Here is a 19,897-nt window from a genome sequence, read left to right on the forward strand (position 1 = left end):
ATGCCGAATGCAGCCAAACAGACGTTGTTCCTTTATTCGACCACCGTTTCCGATGTCGGTACGGTTCGCAGCAATAACCAGGATTCCTCCTTCGCCGGGGAACGCCTGATCGCCATGTGCGACGGCATGGGAGGTCATGCCGGCGGCGATACCGCGTCCACCATCGCCATTCGTTCGCTTGCTCATATTGAACAGGATGACGAGCAAAGCAGTGTGGAAGCTGTGGCGCAGATGATGGAAACCTCCGTGATGGCTGCGCATGATGCGATTGTCGGCAAAGCGAAACATGAACGCAAACTCGCCGGCATGGGCACGACGGTGGTCGCAGTCGCTTTGGTTTCCGGGTACTGGGTGCTGACGCATATCGGCGATTCCCGCGCGTATCTGCTTCGTGACGGGAAACTGTCGCGTATGACCACCGATCACAGCTACGTACAGCATCTGATTGATACCGGCCGCATCAGTCCAGCCGAGGCGCGCAATCATCCGCAGCGCAACGTCGTGATGCGTGTGCTCGGCGATTTTGACATCGACCCCCACCCGGATATCGCCATCTGCGAAGCGCATCCTGCCGACCGTTGGCTCTTGTGCTCGGACGGCTTGTGCGGCGTGCTGGAGGATTCGACTATCGAAGAAATGCTCAGCACGGTCTCCGATCAGGAGGAATGCGCGCAGCGCTTGGTATCCATGGCATTGAAGGCTGGCAGCACGGATAACGTGACTGCGGTGATCGGCGATGCCACGCTCGCTCTTGACGCCGATGCCTTCGATTTGCCGCATCAGACCCCGTTGGTCGGCGGAGCGGCAAGCGCCAGCCTCGAAACGATTGCCGATATTATGCATAAGCCGGTCGCTTCGGCTCCGGTTTTGCGGGCGGGCAAGAACTCACCTGCGCAGCGTGCGGCGGCGCTGGTCCAAGGCGCGGTGCACGCAGGAAAAGACAAGGCGGCCAAGGAAGAGGAGCAGGGCCCGAAATCCCGTGTCGCGCAGCCTTCGCAAGTGCGTGAGGAAAACGGCGAGATTCCCAATACCGATACCGGTGAAATCCCTGTCGTCAAGAAGCGTGACGGCCGTATATCAGCCGATCCCAACGATCCGGAGGTGGCGAAGGCCATCCAGCGCGAGCAGGCGCAACAGAAGCGGGCGCACCGCAAGCGTGTCCATCTGTCACGTCTTGGCATCATCGTCGGCATCGTCGTGATCATCGCCGCGTTGCTCGGCTTGGCATTCGCCGGCTACCGGTGGAGCCAGACCAAGTATTACATCGGCGAGCATGACGGCGTAGTGTCGATCTATCAGGGCGTTCCGACGAATGTGTTCGGCGTTGAGCTGTCCCACGCCATCCAAGACACCGACATCAAGGTGTCGTCCCTGCCGCAGTCTTGGCGCGACCAGTTGCATGACGGAATCTCCGTGGACAGTTTGGACGAGGCGCGCAGCCACGTCAAGCTGATTGAGCAGGAGATGAAAAACTTCAAGGCGACCGAACGGGCAAACAACAAGGGGTCTACGGATTCCAGCGATTCCAAGTCGGCGAGCCCCTCGGCTAGTCCGTCGGCCAGCTCTTCCGCGAGCCCCTCGGCAAACGGATCGGCAAGCCCGTCCGCCGCATCCAGCCCGGCTGCGGTGCGCGTTCCCCTGGTCCCCATATCAGGCGCGGCCACATGGTCCGCCGATGCATGGGCGGTGATTGGATGATCGTCACTCGTCTGCGCCAGATGTCGTTGATGCTGTTCGCGATGGCAGTCAGCTTCATCGGCTTCTTCCAGATGTTTGAACGCACCGCCGGGTCGTTCCCAAGCGAATACATGATACTGCTGGGCGTTGTCGCGGTGCTGTTCATCATCTTGTGGTCGCTGTTGCTCAAATTCCAGCCGTACGCCAGCCAGTCAATTCTGCCGTGCGTGCTGCTGCTGACGGGAATCGGCATCACGCTCATCTCTCGCATCGACCAGCAGAAAGGTACGCATGTCGGCACGAGACAGTTGATTTGGCTGTGCTTGGCGTTGGTGCTGTGCTGCATTCTTGTGATCTGCCTGCGTGATTATCGCGTGCTCAGACGGTTCTCGTACGTGAGCATGGTGGCCGGTATCGTACTGTTGCTGTCCCCGATGATTCCAGGTCTGGGCAAGACGATTGGCGGCGCGCGAATCTGGATCGGCATCGGCTCGTATTCATTGCAGCCGGGTGAATTCGCCAAGCTGTTCATCGCGTTCTTCTTCGCCGCGTACCTGTTCGACCACCGTGACCAGCTCGCTGTCGGCGGCAAGAAGGTGCTGGGTCTGCAACTGCCGCGCATTAAGGACTTAGGTCCGATCGTAGTGGTCTGGGCCATGTCGATGGGCGTGCTCGTGATTCAGCGTGATTTGGGTACGTCGCTCATGTTCTTCGCGATGTTCGTGTGCATGCTGTATGTGGCGACCGGCCGGAAGAGCTGGATCGTCATCGGCATTCTTGCATTCGCTGTGGGTGCGGTCATCGCCAGCCGCATGTTCGCGCATGTGGACAACCGTATCGACGCTTGGCTGCACCCCTTCGACGCGAAGGTGTACAACCGCCAGGGCGGCTCCGAGCAGTTGGTGACCGGCCTGTTCGGCCTTGCGTCCGGCGGTTTGATGGGCACCGGGCTCGGGCAGGGGCATCCGAGCCTGACACCACTGGCGAATTCCGATTTCATCTACTCGTCCGTGGGCGAGGAACTCGGTTTGACCGGTTTGCTGGCCGTGCTCGCCCTGTATCTGGTGATCATCGCCTCCGGTTTGATTACCGCGATGAAAATCAAGGATGGATTCGGCAAGCTGCTCGCCTCGGGACTGGTGTTCACGATGGCCGTGCAGGTGTTCACCGTCGTGGGCGGTATTACATTGGTGATTCCGCTGACCGGTCTGACCATGCCGTTCATGGCCGCCGGCGGTTCTTCACTGATTGCGAATTACATTCTGATCACCTTGCTGCTGATCATTTCGAATGCTGCGAACAAGCCCGAACCCGAACTGACTTCTGACACCTTCCAGTATGAGGCTTTGGCCGTGCTGCGCGACCATGAGCTCAAGGAACGCGCAAAATCAGCCGCGCAGACTGCCAAGGACGATGAAAATCAGCCTCGGCACGGTGCTCACGCAAGCCATGCGGCCCACGCCGAAGACGCCGAAGACGCCGTGCAGGCAACCCAAATCGAGGATGCCCCGACCATCATGGTTGACGACGCATCGCAGCCGGAAGGGCTGTATGATGCCGAAGAACAAGACGATCACGATGAACAAGGCGATTGGGCCGATTGGCGTGATTTCGCCGCCGATGATGATTCCCCGGCTACGACGACCAGCCATTGGCCGACGCGCGGGGCCCACGCCGAACAGGTCGAAGACGCACAGAACCAAGCCGCGCAAGACGGGAACGCCGGCACTCCCCCGACTCCGCCGGCGCCGCCGCAATCCACGCCACGAACGGTGAAAGGAGGAGCCCGATGAACAAGAGCCTCAGGCAGATTTTCACCATCGTTGTCATATTGTTCGTGATTCTGGGGTGCTCCACCACGGTATTCACCGCATTCCGCGCGAACGAACTGAATTCCGATCCGCGTAACCGTCGTGCGCTGTACTACCAGTTCGGCGCCCCGCGAGGGTCGATTCTCGCATCCGACGGTACCGTCCTCGCGAAGTCCGACCCGTCGAACGACGCGTTCTCCTACCAGCGTTCCTACTCGAGCGGTGAGGAATACGCGCCCGTCACCGGCTTCTTCTCCATCAGCCAGAATGCCGACCGCGGCATCGAAGCGTCGAGGGCCGCGTTGCTCAGCGGTACGTCAAACGCGCTGGCGGTACAGAAATTCAAGGCGCTACTCACCGGAACCGAAAACAAGGGCGCATCCATCGAGACATCCATCAGCACAAAACTTCAGGATGCCGCCTATCAGGCGCTCTCCAGCCAAGGCTATGACGGCGCGGTCGTCGCCATCGTGCCGAAGACGGGCAGAATCGTCGCGATGGTGAGTACGCCCAGTTACAATCCGAACGTGCTCGCGCAGCATGATACGACGAAAGTTAACAACGCTTACGCCCAGCTGACATCGAACTCAACCAATCCAATGCTCAACCGCGCGACTTCCGAACTGTATCCGCCCGGGTCCACGTTCAAGACGGTCGTCGCGGCGGCGGCGTTGGAAAGCGGTAAATATCAGGCGGACACGCAGATTCCCGCCGGCAGTGCGTATACCTTGCCGAACACGGTTACCCAGCTGACGAACGCCACCCCGGCGGCGAACGGCACCAATGGGCAGTTGACCCTGTCCGACGCCCTCGCCTACTCGTCCAACACCGCATTCGCCCAGCTCGGGGTCGCACTCGGTGGGGACGCCATCGCCGAGCAGGCGAAGAAATTCGGATTCGGCCAGTCAATCACCGTAGATGGTTCCGCTTCCACCGGCAGCCCGATGAAGGCAGTCGCCTCCACCTTCCCATCGAATCTGCCTTCGGACAAGCTCGCCCTCGCGTCTATCGGCCAGGGTGATACGCTCGAAACCCCGCTGCAGAATGCGATGATCGCGGCGGCCATCGCCAATGGCGGCACCCTGATGCAGCCGACGTTGGTCGACCGTGTGCGTGCCAGCGATTTGTCGACCATCTCGGAAACCAGCCCTACGGTCATGTCCCAAACCATGAGCTCGAACACCGCTTCCGCTCTGACCGGCATGATGGAGGACGTGGTCACCAAGGAAAGCCCGACGCTCGCCATCGACGGCGTCAAAGTGGCCGCGAAAACCGGCACCGCGCAGATTGGCGCAGGCAACCAATCGACTGACGCGTGGGTGATGGGCTTCGCTCCCGCAGACAACCCGCAGATTGCGGTCGCTGTTGTGGTACATAATGTCAATACATTCGGTGTTACCGCTGCCGGGCCGATTATGAAGCAGGTGATGGAGGAGGCGTTGAAGCAGTGAAACTGATTGAAGGACAGCTGATTCATCGCCGCTATCGCCTGGACCGCAGACTTGCGCAAGGTGGTATGGGCGAAGTCTGGAAGGGCTACGATATCCAGCTTGGGCGCCCTGTCGCCATCAAGGCGCTGCGAAGCGACGCGGCCAACAGCGAGGCGAAGCTGCGTCGTTTGCGTGCCGAGGCCCATAATTCCGCGAACCTCGCCCACCCCAATATCGCCGCGCTGTTCGAATACTACGAGCATGACGGTATCGGCTTCCTTATCATGGAATACGTGCCGAGCAAATCCTTGGCGGATATCTATCATGAAAAGGGTGCGATGGATCCCACCGAGTTGCTGCCGATCCTGATTCAGGTGGCGCGCGGACTATTCGTGGCGCATTCGCATGGCGTGATTCACCGCGACGTCAAACCGGCGAACATCATGGTTTCCGATGATGGAGAAGTGAAAATTACGGATTTCGGCGTGTCGTACTCCACAAATCAGGAACAAATCACCCAAGATGGCATGGTGGTCGGTACAGCACAATACATTTCCCCCGAGCAGGCACAGGGTAAGCAGGCGACGGCCCAATCGGACATTTATTCGCTGGGAGTCGTGGCGTACGAGGGGTTGTGCGGGCATCGCCCGTTTACGGGAGCGACCCCGGTTGATATTGCGGCAGCCCATGTGAACGAGGCTGTTCCTCCGTTGCCTGACACGGTTGATTTGCAGTTGCGGCAATTTGTGATGTCCATGCTGGCCAAGGACCCGCGGGATCGTCCGAAAGACGCTCTCGTGGTGTCGCGCACGCTGTCACGTATTGATCGGCGGCTGATGGACCAGGAAACCAAACTGAGCGATGACACGACCATCGTGCCGTCCCACGGGCGTCTGCCCCGAAGGGTGAGCAGTACGCCGCATGTCGGCGCGGCGGCCACGGCAGGTGTGCCGGACGGGCAGCAGCCGAAACAAGTATTCATTAGCGGGACTGCGGAGCCGCGTACAGTGAGTTCGACATTCCGCCCGCAATGGAAGGAGCAGCAATGAGCAGCAGTGTACCCACTTCGTTGGCGAACGGCCGATATCAGCTCGGTCAGCTCGTTGGCCGGGGCGGCATGGCGGAGGTGCGTGTGGCGCTCGACAAGCGTCTGGGGCGTACTGTCGCCATCAAGATCATGCGCTCCGATCTCGCCAATGACGAGATCTTCCTCACGAGGTTCCGCCGTGAGGCCCATTCAGTTGCGCAGATGAACAACCCGAACATCGTGAACATCTACGATTCGGGCGAGGAGACCATCGTCAACGACAGCGGACAGACCGAGCGGGTGCCGTATCTGGTGATGGAATACGTCAAGGGGCAGACCCTGCGCGACATCATCAAAGCCAACGGTCCGCTCAGCCAGCGTGACGCCGAGCAGGTGATGCTTGGGGTGCTCAACGCGCTCGAATACTCGCACCGCATGGGTATCATCCACCGCGATATCAAGCCCGGCAACATCATGATTTCCGACCAGGGTGTCGTCAAGGTCATGGATTTCGGCATCGCGCGTGCCTTGGACGATTCCGCCGCCACGATGACCCAGTCGCAGGGTGTGGTCGGCACCGCGCAGTACCTCTCCCCCGAGCAGGCGCGTGGTGAGACCGTAGATATGCGCTCCGACCTGTATTCCGCCGGCTGCGTGCTGTATGAGATGCTGACTGGCCGTCCGCCGTTCACCGGCGATTCCGCGGTCGCCATCGCCTACCAGCACGTCTCCGAGGCTGCGACGCCCCCGAGCGCGGTGATTCCAGGCCTGCCGAAGATGTGGGACAACATCTGCGCGAAAGCCATGGCGAAGGACCGTCAGAACCGGTATGCGACCGCGACCGAGTTCAAGAACGACATTCTGACCTTCATGAACGGCGGCGTGCCGATTGCGGCGACGTTCAACCAGTTGACCGATTTGGCGAACCCCGTGGCGCGCGGCGGCGAGACTGCGACCCAGGTGATGACCCCTCCGCAAGTCACCACGCAGACCAATCCGGTGATGCCGGTGACCACGAATCCTTTCGTGGAGACGGGAGATGGTGAAACGCGTGCGCAGCAGCGTGAGGCGGAACAGCAGCGCAAGAAGAAGCGCATCATCATCGCTGTGGTTTGTGCCATCGTCGCGATTGCCGCAATCTGCGGTATCGTGTTCGCTCTTATGCATTCCAAGAAAACGCAGATGGTCACGGTCCCGACCTTCTCCTCCTCCACCACCGAAGCGGGTGCCGAGGCGAAGCTTGAGGCGGCAGGGCTGAAGATCAAGGTGGAAACAGATACGAATTCCACCGAGCCGAAGGGCACGTTCACCAAGCAGTCCCCGGCGGGCGGCAAGAAGGTGGCCGCCGGCTCGACGGTCAAAGTGTGGTTCTCGGCCGGCCCGTCAACGGGAACGGTTCCTGATGTGAGCGGCAAATCGCAGGATGACGCGCGTTCGGCGCTGGAGGCGGCTGGATTCAAGGTGGCCGCGAGCACGCAGACCGAGGACAGCGACACGGTGGCCAAGGACAATGTGACGCGTACGAGCCCGGCAGCCGGGTCCAAGCAGTCGAAGGGCACGACGATTCTGCTGTACATCTCCTCGGGCATGACCAAGGTGCCTGATGGCTTGGTCGGCCAGTCGAAGGATACGGTCCTCAAGACTTTGCAGGAGCGTGGATTCAACACGTCCGTCGAAGAGGAGAACTCCGACACGGTACCTTCCGGTGCGGTGACGCGCCTCGACCCGGTGCCTGGAACCTCGATCGAGCAGGGGTCCACGATTAACGTGTATGTGTCCAAGGGCAAGGAGCAGGTGACTGTCCCCTCGGTTGTCGGGGCAACGTATGCGTCGGCGAAGTCTACGCTCGAAGGCCTCGGCTTCACGGTGTCCAACTCCACGCAGGGTGCGAAGGACACTGATCTGGTGACCGCGCAGAACCCGGCTGCCGGAACGCAGGCGGATAAGGGCGCCTCGATTACGCTGACCACCAAGTCTGCGTCGTCATCGTCGTCGGCGTCAACGTCCTCATCCGCGGGCTCGACGTCGCAGGGAACGGATAACCAGCAGGGAAGCGGTCAGAGTGGCAATAACGGCTGATAGCTATCTGCTAGCAAACGCGTGATGGCCCGGAACACTGCATCGGTGGTGTTCCGGGCCATCACGTTGTTGTGGGTGTTGCGTTAACCGTTGTGGGTCTCCTGCTTCTGTGCCCAGCCGGTTACGCTGGCGGGCCGGGTACAGTCCGGTGCCGGTGCGGACTGGATCGGGTTTCGGGCGTCGTTATCCGATTTGGTCCGTGGTTCGGGTGGTTCAAGCGGCTCGCTTGGCAATGATTAATTATCGTGGTGTGTGCGGATTATTGGTATTCCGTGGTTTCGTGGGGGTGTTGTGGTTGGTGGCCCGGTGTTGGTGGGCGTCGGTGTGGGCTGGTTCCGATGTTGTGGTGTGATTCGCAGTTCGGTCCGCGGATTTGGTCGGTTGTGTGGCCGGTGTGCCGGTGGCTGTTCTCCGTGTGTTTATGAGATTGTTGGTATTCCGCGGTTTTGTGGTGGTGCTGTGGTTGGTAGCCCGGTGTCGGTGTGGACTGGATCGGTCTTCGGCTCTCAATTTCGGATTTGGTCCGCAGGTTCGGGTCGCTGCGAGGCAGGTGTGCCGGTGGCTGGTTTTGAGGTGTTGGTGGGTTCCTTGGTATTCAGCGGTTTCGCGGTGGTGCCGTGGTCGGTGGGAACGCGACTGGCGGGCATGTTGTGGACTGGATTGGGTTTCGGTTGTCGTTTTCTGATTCGGTCCGTGGTCCGGTCGACTTGGACACATGGTCTGGCGTCATCCACCCGTGCATGGTACGGGCAAATCATTGGAATTTCGCGGTTCTGTGGTGTTGCCATGGCAAATCCCTGATGCTAGGCACTATGGGATGCAAAGACTGATTCCGATTCAGCCTGCCGTTTTCGGATTCAGTGCCGGAGTGCTCGGTCATCCGCCGAAATCCCACTCCCCTGGATTGATCCTCGAACAACCCCGCCACTCAACCCGTTCAGATTGAACGACGAAACCGTCCAGAAAAAGTGATGACACCGAACAACTCAAATGAACAGAACACGCTGAGGAACAGTCGTTCCCGCCGCTCTCGACCACTCAATCTGGTCGCACTGGCGCCGCGCTCAACGTAACCGGCGCGACCGGCATGATCAGCCGCCTCAGCTTAACCAGCGTAACCAGTTTGCGGGAGCATGGCTCTCTCGGCGCGTGCTTGCCTTGACTGCGGCTGATAACTGAACTTCGCGCTTCTGTACGAGTCTCCTGCTGAGGAGGGGGTGGGGATTGTGGTGAGCCCGCTGATAACTGCCGTTTCGCCCTTCTGCGCGTGTCTCATATCGCACGTACGCGCGAATCGCACTCGCCTATATGCACCGCGACTACCGCGCCCGCCGCGCCGATAGCGTCCTGCCGCGACCCCACAGGTACGCGAAGAAATCAGCGGGTCTTCATGATTTTCGGTTGACGCCCCTGAGCCTTGTCCACGGCGTTCGTCTGTCCGCACACGGCGAGCCAGTTCGCCAGCAGCCGGTAACCATCCTGCGTCATGACTGATTCGGGATGGAACTGCACGGCATACATCGGCAGTTCGCGGTGCTTGATGCCCTGAATCGTGTGATCGTCGAGCGCACGCGCGGTGACAACCAGCTCGTCCGGCAGCGAATCTGGCTCAATGGCGAGCGAGTGGTAGCGGGTCGCGGTCATCGGGTTTGCGACACCGGCGAAGATTTCATCGTCGATATGCTCGACCTGGCTGGTTTTGCCGTGCATGATGGTCGGCGCATGGTCTACGGTGGCCCCGAAAGTCTCGGCAAGTGCTTGCAATCCAAGGCAGACCCCGAACATCGGCTTGCCGGTGGCCGCGCACAGTAGAATCATGCCTTCGCTCGCCCCGGATTCCGACGGGGTCCCCGGCCCCGGCGAGATGAGCACGCCATCGTATCCGTCGGTGACACCCGGCGTCGACGGGTCGATGGCGTCATTGCGCACGACATCCACGGTGGCGCCCAAGGTGCGCAGATACCCCACAATCGTGTAGACGAAGGAATCGTAGTTGTCGATGACCAGGATATGCGCTGAATCCGTCATTGCCTCTCCTTTACCGTTCTGTGTCGACTGTGTTGTGTCAACTGTGTTGTGTCAGAAGGCACGTCATCAGCCAGCAGCAAGCCGCCAGTATTGCAAGCCATATTACACAGCGACATAGTTCGACATCTGCTGGAGTATCGGGATTGTGGACGCCGCCCACGGGTACACCCATTGAAGCAGGGCGGCGGCCGCGGCGACGGCGAGTAATGCCATCAGCAAGATACGAATCGGCAACACGCCCGGCTGAAGCCGAAGAATCGTGCCGTAAATGCTTGCATCCGGCCGCTGTCGACGCCCCTCGCGGATGGCTTTGAGCACCGGCCAACGCCACACGATGGCGGCTGCGATGAACAGTACGGCGTAGATAATGAGCGCCCACTGTACAACCGGCGTGAGGGAATCGAGCTTCGAAGCCGCTGATGGTGTCGGCGTGCTGGAGAAGCTGACTGCCCCGGAAGCGTCCGAAGCGAGTTCTGCGGGGACGCCGTCGGAGACTTTCGCCCAGTACGCGAATTCGGCGTAGGCAATCCAGCGATGTGTCGGCGTGGAATACCGCGGTGTGCATGTCGTCATGGTGAGCATGCGCTTGGCGGGCGCGCTGCCGGGCTGCTCCGGGTTGGCGGCGACCACTTGTGTTTCGGTCGGTAGCACGACAAGATGCTTGGTGTACCGGTACACGTACCAGTAATCTTGGGTGCGGATGATGATGGCGTCGCCCGTCTGCAGTTTATCGATGTCTGCCAGCGGCGATCCGTAGCCGGCGCGGTGGCCCGCGAACGCGAAATTGCCGATTGCGCCCGGCATCTGGCTGTTGTCGTAATGCCCCATACCATGCTTGTTGAGCTGTTCGAGACTGGTTCCCTGCACAATGTTGCGCACCCATTGGTTGCCGAACCGCGGAATGTAGACTTCCGCGACGAGCTCGCCCTCGTTTGCGCTGGCCGGCTGTACTGGAGGGTCGCCCGCCTGTTCTTTGGTGATTGCCGTGCCAGATTCGTTTGTTGCGGGCTGTGTCCACGTGCTGGTGGTCGATTCGCGGGTTTCAGCCTGGGTGTGTTCTGATTGCACGCCGGTCCACCAGAACAGCCATACGATGTACAGCGCGCAAATAACCGCCGCGGTGATGAGGAGTTCTGCGATGATACCGATAATTTGCCAGCCGATGCCGAGGCGCTTGGCAGGCTCGGAATGAGCTGTGCGATTGGATTGTGAGGAAGATTCGGATTGCGCGGCACGCCTGGAGCGTAGAGCCTGCCCGGATTGCGCGGCGTCAGGCACTGATTGTGCGGTGTAATCGGCATCAGCTTGTGCCGGCGCGGCGTTGTGCTGACGCGGCTGTGCGGATTCGTATGACGGTGATGTCGGGTCGCTCATGATTGATTGTCCTAATGGGTGATGGTGGAATTGGGTGTCATGCGGTCAGTCCCCTTGTGTGCTGGCCGAAGATGGGCTTGACGTGGTCGTTCCGGTGGAACCAGAGGCGTCGGGATTACCGGAGTTGCTTGTATTGTTACCTGTTGCGTTGTTGCTGCTTGCTCCGGCATCGGACGAATCGCCCGATGCGCCTTCGGAACTGCCGGTGCCGGCTCCTTCGGAACCGGAGCTGGAACCGCCGGAATTCTCAGTCTCGGCATTCCCATTGCCGGTCGCTGTGGCGTATTTCAGTGGCTGCATCGCCAGCGGCGATTCCGGGAATTTCAGCGTATCTTTCGTTTCGACATTCCAGCCGAGCCCGAAAGCACTCACATATTCTTGATACACCTGCACGGCCTGGGAGTCCGCCAGCGCGTCGATCATGTCCTCGGTCGGCCCGATTGCGGAAATCGTGTACGGCGGCGAATACTGCTTGCCTTGCAACATCAGGACATTGCCGACGCAAATCACAGCGGAGTTGAACAACACGCGCTGATCCTGAATCATCATCGCCTCTGCCCCACCGGCCCAGAGCGCGTTGACCACCGCCTCGATATCCTGCTGATGAATCACATAATCGTTGATATTCGAAGCAGAACCCGAGCTGTTCACCATCGTTTTCCACAACGGCGAATCGTCAAGCGTGACGGTGACGCCCGGCCCCTGAACGGCAGGAAGGACGGTGCTTGAGCCGGCGTCCTCGCTGTTGGAGGAGTCGCTGCTGCCCGTGCCAGCGAGTTTGTTCAACGTGTTGATCTGCGAGTTGAGTTTGCTGACTTCACTGCGCAGTTTGTTGGCTTGTTCGACGCGCTGTTCAACCATCTGCGCCGTATCGGAGGTGACGGTTGCGGTGCGATTCACGCGGATGTTGGTGGCGAGCAGGAACCCGGTGAGGGCGACGACGACGAACACGGCAATGCCGCCCAGCATGGAGTGTTTGACCCCATGTTTTCCGGTGTGTCTGCTCATTTCGCCTCCGCCGTGTTCGCTGCTTTCGAGTGTAGCCGCTATGATGACTTTTTAGCCTATTCGAATGGAGACTATGCACATGGCTGACGAAGAGCTGCACGAAACCGACGAGCAGTCGGTCGACAACGTGTCGGACGCCACCGCGTCCAATGATGGAGCGAGCGACGACGATTACGGCATCCCGATGGATGAAGTCGAAGCCGTGCTGAATGCCACCGCCGACAAATCATCGATGACTCCGCAGATGCAGCGCATGATGAAGCGTCAGGCTGAGAACACAAAGCGCGTCGAGGAAAGCATCAAGAGCACCAAGTCGAACCCGCGTTGGTTCGTGCCGCTGTTCTGCGCGCTGATGATTATCGGCCTGGTTTGGGCGGTGGTGTACTACCTGACTGGCAAGTATCCGATTCCCGCCATCGGCATGTGGAATCTCGCTGTCGGCGGCGCGCTGATCATGATCGGCTTCCTGATGACCATGGGGTGGCACTGACCGCTTATGGTTTCTCGGTGGCCGTCGCGTAGCGCGTAACGCACAGCGGTGGCCGCCGAGAGACATGCGTAGTCGGCGAACGCCGCAATCCCGCCTCCCGCGCCGGAGTGTGGGCAGACAGGCGGCGTGGTGCAATGGGGCAGTCGAGGGACAATCGCCAACTCAGAGATTATCTACAGCAGTTACGGCAGATTATCTACGCTTTCACGCACACGAATGCCGTTTTCTTCCCTGACATGGTCGTCAGAAATACGAAAGTATCTCCCCCATCCGCGATGTGATAACGTTTGCGCACCTGCGCCACGCTCGCGGGATAATTCCGTACCGCGATATTCGCTTGCTTGATGCCGCGCAGCGTGTGTTTGACCGGTCCATATGCGTTGATGGCGAATGCTCGTCCCGGGAACGCATCAACCTGCTTGTCCGACACGAACAAGTGGCTGTTACTGTCGATTTGCGTGACACCGAAACGCTGCGCGAGTAGGTCAAAGCAGCTGGCTTTCATCAGCGATGCGTTCGGCTCGTAGAGGTATGCAGGCTGGTCTAAGGTCGTCGGCTGGGTGTTGTGTCGCAGCTGTTTGCGTTCCTGGGCCTTTGTGCCGGCTGTGTCTTGGGCGTGGAAGCTGAATACGGTGTCGTCGTCGACGCAGGTGACTAGCGGGAAGGTGTCGGTTTCGCCGTCTTCAGCGCCGTGTCGGGTGATGACGAGCAGCAGCTCCTTGCACTCGTTGTGCACGGAGACGATGTGGATTTCTGATGCCGCGGCTGGCGTCGCCGCGTCGTCGAGCGCGCGATTGCAGTCCTGAGCGGCTTGATGCCAATCCAGCATCGGGGAGAGTTTGATGATGATGGTGGGCGCGATGCCGGCCAGTTTCGGCAGTATCGCAAGCATGTTGGGTGTGCAATCCGCGATTGCGTAGGTTCGGGAGCCGTGGGCGTCCCGGCGGGCGGGATCCGCCATGATGAGCGTGGCCGGGGGCAGTTCGTCTAAGATTGCGGCCGCATCGGCGTTCACGATCCTGGCGTTGCCGATGCCGAGCGCACGCATGTTGTGTTCTGCGAGCTCACACAGGTGCTGTTGACGTTCGATGTAGACGGCGCGGTCGAATACGCGGGACATGTATGAGAAATCAACGCCGAATCCGCCGGTGATATCAATCAGTGTGGTGGGGTGCGGCGCCCCGGATGAGAGGCGTTGCGCGAGGTCTGTCTTGTATTGTGCGGTGGACTGGGATGAGCATTGTTCCATGGCCAGATGCGGGGGATAGATGATGTCCTCGCATGCCGCCCATTGTGGGAGTTTGGTGCGCGCGCGTTGCCAGCCTTCGATGCAGTCGAGCGCGACGGCGAGGTCGGTTCCGTCCTCGGGATGCGCGTGAAGCGCGATATCACGCACCTGCTCTGTGCGGTGGGCGGCGATGAAGCGTCGTGTCTGCTCGTTGATATCCATGCCGCCATCATACGTGGGTGACACGGCGGATGGTTGTTGTGACGGTGACGGTTGGGGTGGGCTGGTTGGCATTAGTCGGGGAGGGCGGGCGATTATCCACCAAATGTGGATAAGTGGACAACTCGGTGGATAATCTGTGGGCAACACCACATCTAGGGGTCTTGGCGTTGGGGGACCACTAGAGAAATCTATCGAATATCGATAGATTTTGAAATTGTGGATAACTATTTGTGCACATCGTCCACACCTGAAAATCCTTGGAAATGCACAATTTGTGGATATGTATGTGGATAACTTGCACAGTTTTCCACGACTTATACCCCACTTATACCCAAGTTATCCACCGTCTTGTCCACAGATGTGGAAAACTACACCGGTGTAATTCCGTTTTGTGACTATCGCGCACTGTTATGTCGCTGCGGCACAAGCCTGAGAATCAGCAATCGACGGATGTGGGATTCCCATATTGGCCCAACTGCCCATATGCAGCACAGCTGTCGCACTGCGGCCTGATGTCGGTCGTATCACCCTGTGAATCGGCGGCAAACCGTCTGTCATGTGACACGGCTATCGCACCGCGGCTTGGTGCCGGTCGCTGAACGCTTCTGGTTGGTGGTATCTCCGTGGCATGCGACCGCGAAATCGCACTGCGGCGAGATACGGCAGCTGCCACCCGCTGCCAGCCATCACGCCGGCCGGAATCCGTCAGCTGTCCAGCAACCGTTTACGCGACCTGCCCAATCGGCGGCACGCACAAGATCAACGCAGCCACAAGCACAACCGTCACAGCCGAGCCATATATCCACATTCGACGACTGGCGGATTGCCCCCGCAGCGCAGGCACCCCGTCCACCAGCAGCCACGTCAGCAGACCGCCGACCACGAAACCGCCGACATGCGCCTGCCATGCGACATTCGGCATGATCACCGGCAGCGCGAAGTTGATGACCATACACACCAGCATCGATCGAAGATCGGCGCCACTTTTCATAAAGACCACCAGCAGCGCTGCGAACAGACCGAATATCGCGCCGGATGCCCCGTATGCCGCCATCAGCCAATTCCCGGTCACCCGGCACCACAGGGTGAGTGCGGTGGCGCCGCCCAATCCGCAGATCAAGTAGAACGCCAGATACTGCCAATGGCCGAACATCCGCTCCAATACCGGCCCTACCGACCACAGCGCCATCATGTTGAACGCGACATGCAGGAAGGATGGGGAATGCAGAAACATCGAGGTCAGCCAAGTCCACGGATGCTCCACTGCCGCGATGGGCATGAACATCCCCTGCCCCAGCATCGCCGTGAACAAGCTGGGGGACACGTGCTGAAGCAGGACCTCCAGCAGCCACACGATGACGCAGACCACACAAATCGCCGCGGTGACGACAGGTCCTCCGCCACGCCACTGAGCTGTCACGGACCGACGATCGAGGGTAAAGCTGCCAATTCGCATGGTCCCACTGTAACGCCCGCCGGCGCACTGTCGGCGGGAATACGCCCCTGGCAGGTGGGCTCTTGCCGCTCTTCCACTCAATCGTCACAATCGAGGCCGTACTATGGTAGCTAGAGTTGACTTGGATGGGCAGGTCACCTGGTACCTGAAAGGAGCCGTCATGGAGCAGAAGTCTTCTAACGGTTGGAAGTTCTTTGCGCTGCTTTTCGGAGCGCTGCTCGCCGCTGTAGCGGGTATGTACATCTACAAGCAGCAGAACCCGGATTACGATCCGTGGGAGGAGCCGTGGGAGAACAGCTCCTCGCCGGTTGATTTGGGCCTGAACAAGGATGACGACGAGGCTGAAGGCGAGGCGGATGACGCCGCCGAGCCTGAGCAGGCCTGATCGGCTGCCGCCCATTCATTCGGAGCATTCGTCTGGCGCATTCGTCGCCTTCTATATTTTGGCGGATTGACGTATCCAACCTCACCGTCACCGTCATCCATCAAGGATTCCGCATGCTTTGAGCGTGCCGCACTGTACAGGGACGTCCCGTTCGGGGCGCCCCTGTTTGCGTTATTGAGGACTGAGCATAACCAAAGGTATTGCTTTTGACGTTCCATCTGGTTGCGTATGCGGTGTCATACGTAACCAGATGGAAGGCGCAGCGGAACGATACAATCGCTTGGCGTCTGCCGGCTTGTGTATGTCCGGGCATACACAACGACGCGTTATCGGCGTATCAGGGCTGCCGGATGCTTGCTTTCCGCGCGCAGTGCATGTCCGGGCATACGCGATTGACAACTCCCCGGGCCGCACGGCAAGCTTGATTGTGTCCTTTGAGGCCGGGCAAGGCGTGGGGAAGCAAGTCCGATGCCCCAGCACGCTTACGGCCACAACGCCTGCGGGGATGATAAGCAATAACTTTGGTTCCTATATGCCACGGTTTGTTTCCGATGGCTTCGGAAAGTGGGCGTATCGGAAAAATCGTGGTGCTAATGGTGTGACTGAGCCATTGCGGGAGTAGTCGTATCGTGGGGTGATTAATCGTTTGCTTAGTAATCTCTGCCTCTCGGGATGACGTATTGTCTGTCGTCGTTGCATATACCGATGAGGACAGAATCAAGAAAAGCGCTCCGGTAGCGGCGCTCTTCGCGGTCGCACGATGGCGGTCACATGATGGGCGTGTCGCTTTTGCAAACGATTGCTTTCATCTTGTCGGCCTGCGCGTGAACCGCACGAGAATGGGTTTCATGCATTGATTAATTCAGTAAAGACAAAGATGGCTCGGCTCCCTGATGCAGGGCGATTGCGCGTGGTTGAGGGGGTGATGTTAATATCAACCTCTGAGAACGTATGCAGAAAGGGGCGCACCGCGCTTGTCAGGCCGTGCCAATGCCGAGACTTTCAGGCATAATGGTTCTTGGAATAGGTTCCGTCAAAGGGAGTCAGATAATGACCGAAATCACTGCACCGAAGTCTTCGCTTACTTCCGGTGAGTTCACCGACGAGATTCGCGAGCAGCTCAAGTACACCCAGGGCGTGACGCCGGAGCAGGCGACTGCCGCTGATGTGTATGTGGCCACCGCTGCTGCCGTGCGCCGCCACCTCGTGGATTCCTGGATGAAGACCCAGCACGACATGGTCAACGGCGACACCAAGGCCGTTGGGTACCTGAGCGCTGAGTTCCTCATGGGCAAGCAGCTGGAGAACGCGCTGCTGAACGCCGGCCTGACCGAGCAGTTCGAAGGCGCCATGAAGGAGCTGGGCTTCGACACCAAGGACGTCATCGACGCCGAGTACGAGCCGGGCCTGGGCAACGGCGGTCTTGGCCGTCTCGCCGCCTGCTACATCGATTCTCTCGCCTCCATCGGCGTGCCGGCCTTCGGCTACGGCATCCGCTACCAGTATGGCATCTTCAAGCAGGAGTTCGACGAGAACGGCAAGCAGATTGAGACCCCTGACTACTGGCTCGTCAACGAGGAGCCGTGGGGCCACGTCGATTACAACCGCGACCAGCGCGTGAACTTCGGCGGCGAAGTCGTCGAGGAGAACGGCAAGCGCGTGTGGAAGCCGGCGTGGGCTGTCCGCGCCGTCCCGTGCGACTACATGGTTCCGGGTTACAAGTCCGGCCGTGTGAACACGCTGCGCCTGTGGACCGCGAAGTCCTACGACGAGTTCGACCTGCTCACCTTCAACAAGAGCGATTACCTCGACGCCGTGATCCCGAAGGTTGAGGCTGAGAACATCTCCAAGATCCTCTACCCGGAGGATTCCACCCCGCAGGGCAAGAAGCTGCGCCTCGAGCAGCAGTACTTCTTCGTCTCTGCATCCATCCACGACGCGATCCGCGTGTTCTACCCGGGCGAGAAGAACCCTGACCTGACCACGCTGCCGAACAAGATCGTGTTCCAGCTCAACGACACCCACCCGGTGATCGGCATCCCGGAGCTCATGCGCGTCCTGATTGACGAGTACGGCTACGACTGGGATACCGCTTGGTCCATCACCAACAAGACCTTCAACTACACCTGCCACACCCTGCTTCCGGAAGCTCTGGAAGTGTGGCCGGCCTCCCTGATCGGTGAGCTGCTGCCGCGTCACCTTGAGATCATCAAGAAGATCAACGAGCAGTTCATGTCCGAGCTGAAGGCCAAGGGCGTCGCCGACGATCAGATCGAGCGCATGCGCATCTACACCGACGGCAAGGATGCTTCCGTCCGCATGGCGTACCTCGCCACCTACGGCGGCTCCTACGTCAACGGTGTGGCCGAGCTGCACTCCGAGCTGCTCAAGGACGTCACCCTCAAGGACTTCTCCTCCGTGTACCCGGACAAGTTCACCAACGTTACCAACGGCGTCACTCCTCGCCGCTTCATCAAGCTCGCCAACCCGCGCATGTCCGACCTCATCACCGAGGGCCTGGGCACCGACGCGTGGCTGTCCGACCTCGAGCAGCTCAAGGGCCTCATCCCGCTGGCTGACGATCCGGAGTTCGTCAAGAAGTTCGCCGCCGTCAAGCAGGCCAACAAGAACGACTTCGCTGCGTTCGCCAAGCGCAAGTACGGCTTCGACATCGACCCGAACACCATGTTCAACACGATGATCAAGCGTCTGCACGAGTACAAGCGCCAGGCCCTGAAGATCCTCGCGGTCATCGCCACCTACGCCGACATCAAGTCCGGCAAGGTTGATCCGGACACCCTGGTTCCGCGCACCGTGTTCTTCGGCGCGAAGGCTGCCCCGGGTTACTACCTGGCCAAGCAGACCATCCAGCTGATCAACAATGCGGCCCGCGTCATCAACAACGACCCGGCCACCAAGGGCAAGCTGCACGTCTACTTCCCGTGGAACTACAACATCGAGCTGGCCCAGAACCTCATCCCGGCCACCGACCTCGACGAGCAGATCTCGCAGGCCGGCAAGGAAGCTTCCGGCACCGGCAACATGAAGTTCGCCCTCAACGGCGCCCTGACCGTCGGCACGCTCGACGGTGCGAACGTCGAGATCCGTGAGCGCGTCGGTGCTGAGAACTTCTTCCTCTTCGGCATGACCGAGCCGGAAGTCTCCGCCCTGTACGCCAAGGGCTACGACACCAAGGGCCTGTCCCGCGAGTACTACGAGAAGGATCCGCAGCTCAAGCAGGCCATCGACATGGTTGCGGACGGCACCTTCTCCGACGGCGACAAGGACACCTATAAGGACCTCGTCAACGACTGGCTGAACAAGGATTACTTCATGACGCTCGCGGACTTCCGCGCGTACATGGACATCCAGGCCGAGATCGAGGAGACCTACCGCGATCCGATGAAGTGGGCTCGTATGGCTGTGCTCAACGTGGCCAACTCCGGCTACTTCAGCTCCGATCGCTCCATCGAGGACTACCTCGAGCGTATCTGGCACACCGGCGCCCTCAAGTAAGCGCCAGTACCGGCCGGTATGGGCGTGAACGCCTGAATCGGTAGGCTAAGACCGGTAGACGCCGGTCGACCAAAGAGGCGGAAGCTTTGCACTGCATGTGTAATGTGCGGTGCGGGCTTCCGCCTCTTGCGTTATCGGCGAATATGCGTGTCCGGGTGGGCGTGGG

Annotated in this window: 12 protein-coding genes and 1 pseudogene; 8 read left to right on the forward strand and 5 right to left on the reverse strand. The window is 59.8% G+C overall.

Annotated features, from left to right (window positions below; all coding sequences use genetic code 11):
* From CQR48_RS00400 to pknB, 5 genes are read left to right on the forward strand one after another with little or no spacing between them, the layout of a single operon-like run.
* Positions 1-1,698 (forward strand): PP2C family protein-serine/threonine phosphatase, encoded by a 1,698-nt coding sequence (locus CQR48_RS00400; protein ID WP_101451584.1) that lies wholly within the window; start codon positions 1-3, stop codon positions 1,696-1,698.
* The gene (locus tag CQR48_RS00405) at positions 1,695-3,470 is read left to right on the forward strand and encodes an FtsW/RodA/SpoVE family cell cycle protein (protein ID WP_244898868.1); all 1,776 of its coding nucleotides are present in this window, start codon (positions 1,695-1,697) and stop codon (positions 3,468-3,470) included. Before CQR48_RS00400 ends, CQR48_RS00405 begins: the two co-directional genes overlap by 4 nt.
* Positions 3,467-4,939, forward strand: coding sequence for a peptidoglycan D,D-transpeptidase FtsI family protein (locus tag CQR48_RS00410; RefSeq protein WP_101451586.1), 1,473 nt, complete (start codon positions 3,467-3,469; stop codon positions 4,937-4,939). Before CQR48_RS00405 ends, CQR48_RS00410 begins: the two co-directional genes overlap by 4 nt.
* A complete protein-coding gene (locus CQR48_RS00415) occupies positions 4,936-5,967 on the forward strand; it encodes a serine/threonine-protein kinase (RefSeq protein ID WP_015449571.1) in 1,032 nt (343 codons plus the stop codon). Before CQR48_RS00410 ends, CQR48_RS00415 begins: the two co-directional genes overlap by 4 nt.
* Complete coding sequence (pknB, locus tag CQR48_RS00420) at positions 5,964-8,024, forward strand: Stk1 family PASTA domain-containing Ser/Thr kinase (protein ID WP_101451587.1); 2,061 nt, start codon at positions 5,964-5,966, stop codon at positions 8,022-8,024. Before CQR48_RS00415 ends, pknB begins: the two co-directional genes overlap by 4 nt.
* A gap of 1,377 nt (positions 8,025-9,401) precedes the next feature.
* Here the strand turns inward: pknB and CQR48_RS00425 are convergent.
* The 3 genes and pseudogenes from CQR48_RS00425 to CQR48_RS00435 all read right to left on the reverse strand — a co-directional run.
* The gene (locus CQR48_RS00425; RefSeq protein WP_101451588.1) at positions 9,402-10,052 is read right to left on the reverse strand and encodes an anthranilate synthase component II; all 651 of its coding nucleotides are present in this window, start codon (positions 10,050-10,052) and stop codon (positions 9,402-9,404) included.
* Positions 10,053-10,154: 102 nt separating this feature from the next.
* Positions 10,155-11,426, reverse strand: a complete 1,272-nt coding sequence (locus CQR48_RS00430; RefSeq protein WP_101451589.1) for a class E sortase — start codon at positions 11,424-11,426, stop codon at positions 10,155-10,157.
* Between the two features lie 252 nt (positions 11,427-11,678).
* Positions 11,679-12,434: pseudogene (locus CQR48_RS00435) on the reverse strand (DUF881 domain-containing protein); the annotation flags it as partial.
* Between the two features lie 64 nt (positions 12,435-12,498).
* On the opposite strand from CQR48_RS00435, the gene crgA reads away from it, so the two are divergent.
* Complete coding sequence (crgA, locus tag CQR48_RS00440; protein WP_101451591.1) at positions 12,499-12,924, forward strand: cell division protein CrgA; 426 nt, start codon at positions 12,499-12,501, stop codon at positions 12,922-12,924.
* A 196-nt stretch (positions 12,925-13,120) separates the two neighbouring features.
* On the opposite strand, the gene CQR48_RS00445 is transcribed toward crgA, so the two are convergent.
* Both CQR48_RS00445 and CQR48_RS00450 read right to left on the reverse strand, forming a co-directional pair.
* Positions 13,121-14,374, reverse strand: coding sequence for a THUMP-like domain-containing protein (locus CQR48_RS00445; protein ID WP_101451592.1), 1,254 nt, complete (start codon positions 14,372-14,374; stop codon positions 13,121-13,123).
* Between the two features lie 724 nt (positions 14,375-15,098).
* Positions 15,099-15,794, reverse strand: coding sequence for a rhomboid family intramembrane serine protease (locus tag CQR48_RS00450; RefSeq protein ID WP_244898856.1), 696 nt, complete (start codon positions 15,792-15,794; stop codon positions 15,099-15,101).
* A 196-nt stretch (positions 15,795-15,990) separates the two neighbouring features.
* Here CQR48_RS00450 and CQR48_RS00455 point away from each other — a divergent pair, with 196 nt between their 5' ends.
* Positions 15,991-16,215: a hypothetical protein gene (locus CQR48_RS00455; RefSeq protein WP_015449580.1), complete on the forward strand. Its 225-nt coding sequence runs from the start codon at positions 15,991-15,993 to the stop codon at positions 16,213-16,215.
* Positions 16,216-17,265: 1,050 nt separating this feature from the next.
* The gene (locus CQR48_RS00460; RefSeq protein WP_101451594.1) at positions 17,266-19,731 is read left to right on the forward strand and encodes a glycogen/starch/alpha-glucan phosphorylase; all 2,466 of its coding nucleotides are present in this window, start codon (positions 17,266-17,268) and stop codon (positions 19,729-19,731) included.
* Positions 19,732-19,897: the final 166 nt, after the last annotated feature.

This window comes from Bifidobacterium thermophilum (assembly GCF_002846655.1).
Taxonomy (GTDB): domain Bacteria; phylum Actinomycetota; class Actinomycetes; order Actinomycetales; family Bifidobacteriaceae; genus Bifidobacterium; species Bifidobacterium thermophilum.

Bases quoted from the DNA above. Each gene is read 5' to 3' on its own strand.
- CQR48_RS00400 (WP_101451584.1), top strand. From the start codon at position 1: ATGCCGAATGCAGCCAAACAGACGTTGTTCCTTTATTCGACCACCGTT.
- CQR48_RS00405 (WP_244898868.1), top strand. From the start codon at position 1,695: ATGATCGTCACTCGTCTGCGCCAGATGTCGTTGATGCTGTTCGCGATG.
- CQR48_RS00410 (WP_101451586.1), top strand. From the start codon at position 3,467: ATGAACAAGAGCCTCAGGCAGATTTTCACCATCGTTGTCATATTGTTC.
- pknB (WP_101451587.1), top strand. From the start codon at position 5,964: ATGAGCAGCAGTGTACCCACTTCGTTGGCGAACGGCCGATATCAGCTC.
- CQR48_RS00425 (WP_101451588.1), bottom strand. From the start codon at position 10,052: ATGACGGATTCAGCGCATATCCTGGTCATCGACAACTACGATTCCTTC.
- CQR48_RS00430 (WP_101451589.1), bottom strand. From the start codon at position 11,426: ATGAGCGACCCGACATCACCGTCATACGAATCCGCACAGCCGCGTCAG.
- crgA (WP_101451591.1), top strand. From the start codon at position 12,499: ATGGAGACTATGCACATGGCTGACGAAGAGCTGCACGAAACCGACGAG.
- CQR48_RS00445 (WP_101451592.1), bottom strand. From the start codon at position 14,374: ATGGATATCAACGAGCAGACACGACGCTTCATCGCCGCCCACCGCACA.
- CQR48_RS00455 (WP_015449580.1), top strand. From the start codon at position 15,991: ATGGAGCAGAAGTCTTCTAACGGTTGGAAGTTCTTTGCGCTGCTTTTC.
- CQR48_RS00460 (WP_101451594.1), top strand. From the start codon at position 17,266: ATGACCGAAATCACTGCACCGAAGTCTTCGCTTACTTCCGGTGAGTTC.